The organism is Sphingomonas sp. PAMC 26605, assembly GCF_000241485.1.
Classification (GTDB): domain Bacteria; phylum Pseudomonadota; class Alphaproteobacteria; order Sphingomonadales; family Sphingomonadaceae; genus Sphingomonas.
Window position 1 is genome coordinate 116,973 of the sequence record NZ_JH584243.1, and the last position, 1,474, is coordinate 118,446.

At 59.0% G+C, this 1,474-nt stretch carries 3 protein-coding genes; 2 read left to right on the forward strand and 1 reads right to left on the reverse strand.

Annotation, left to right across the window (positions count from 1 at the left end; translation table 11 throughout):
• Nucleotides 1-280 (reverse strand): MobA/MobL family protein (locus RH90_RS20005; protein ID WP_010188496.1); only part of this gene is annotated, 280 nt, incomplete at its 3' end.
• A gap of 205 nt (nucleotides 281-485) precedes the next feature.
• Here RH90_RS20005 and RH90_RS20010 point away from each other — a divergent pair.
• Nucleotides 486-1,064 (forward strand): transferase, encoded by a 579-nt coding sequence (locus RH90_RS20010; RefSeq protein WP_232280447.1) that lies wholly within the window; start codon nucleotides 486-488, stop codon nucleotides 1,062-1,064.
• An 85-nt stretch (nucleotides 1,065-1,149) separates the two neighbouring features.
• On the forward strand, nucleotides 1,150-1,464 hold the full coding sequence (locus RH90_RS20015) for a conjugal transfer protein TraD (RefSeq protein WP_010188498.1): 315 nt from the start codon (nucleotides 1,150-1,152) through the stop codon (nucleotides 1,462-1,464).
• Nucleotides 1,465-1,474: the final 10 nt, after the last annotated feature.

A 1,474-nucleotide genomic window follows, 5' to 3' on the forward strand; every position in this document is an offset into this window, starting at 1 on the left:
GGGGGATCGAAAACTCGATCTCACGGGCTAGTTGGGCGTCCTTGCGCTTCTCGCCAGCCTCCACTGCATTCCAGAGCGTTGTGCGGTCTGCCAGATGATCCGGCGCACCTTTCGGTAACATCACTTCCGAGTGCGTGACACCGGTCTTGTTCGAGAAGTCATGGTGCCGCTCCAGCCGTTCGTCGAACAGCTCGGATGCGGAGCGGTAAGCGGCTGCGGCAACAGCGCTCGAGCCGGATGAACGCCCGATCACCTTCGCGGAGAAATGGTAGATCGCCATGACGAGCGTGTTTCTACCCTTCTTAGCGCAGATCGGCAATGATCTATAAGCGCGCACTCACAATCCGCTCCGCTTCTCGTGATTGACTGGTTGCCGCTTTCTGGTCCTTCCGGGTTTACCCCTTGCTGGTTGCGCTAAGATATGGATTATGGGAGCGCGGGGGAAGCTGACCTGTGCATCAGTTGGTATCAAAGGGATCGGCAAGATGAGCGACCAGATCCTAATCCGCAATTATATCGCAGACGTCGCTGCCTCGCCGCTTGCAGCGTTCTCCGATCTTGCGCCCTGGGAAATCACCACCCGGTCACACGATGTCGTCGCTGTAATCCTGGACGATCTTGATGCTGGCTATCGGATTTCTGACAATGTCGCCGTGCATGAAACCGCCAGCATAGAGCCGGGCGTCGTGCTGAAAGGCCCCACGGTCATCGGACCCTCCTGCTTCATTGCGAGCGGCGCTTATGTTCGCGATGGCTGTTGGCTGGGGGAGTGTTGTACGTTGGGCCCGGGCACCGAACTCAAATCGTCATTCCTGTTTTCAGGGACTAAGCTCGCCCATTTTAATTTTGTCGGTGACAGCGTGCTGGGCGCAGGCGTCAATCTGGAAGCCGGGGCCATCATTGCCAACTTCCGGAATGAGCGTGACAATCCCGCCATCCTTATCGTGCTCGACGGCACGCGAATTCGAACAGGGGTCGACAAGTTCGGAGCGCTGTGGGCGACGGCGTTCGTATTGGTGCAAATGCTGTCGTCGCGCCCGGCGCGCTGCTTAAGCCTGGCATAACGGTGCCGCGTCTGGGTCTGGTGGACATGGGATCACATATGGCAGCAATCTGATGTTGCCGCGATCAGTTGGAGCTGGAGGGAATATGCGTAAAGTTCGCGATTACGATACCGAGCTAAAGGCACTGAATGACAAGGCCCGCTCGCTTAAAGCGAAGCGGGTCGAGCAACTCGGCCAGCTCGTCTCCGCAACCGGCGCCGATGCGCTCGATGCCGAAACCCTTGCTGGCGTTCTGCTCGACGCGATTGCCTCTAAAGACATCGCGGCAAAGGAGGGATGGCGATCAAAAGGCGCTGCCTTCTTTCAGCGGCGCGGGCGCAAAAGTGGCGGCGATGCTACGGGCGACGGATCGGGCGTTTCGGCTGAACCAGGCGGCGACGCTGCGGGCCGAAGCGGCTGAACGTCGAACC

Bases quoted from the DNA above. Each gene is read 5' to 3' on its own strand.
- RH90_RS20010 (WP_232280447.1), top strand. From the start codon at position 486: ATGAGCGACCAGATCCTAATCCGCAATTATATCGCAGACGTCGCTGCC.
- RH90_RS20015 (WP_010188498.1), top strand. From the start codon at position 1,150: ATGCGTAAAGTTCGCGATTACGATACCGAGCTAAAGGCACTGAATGAC.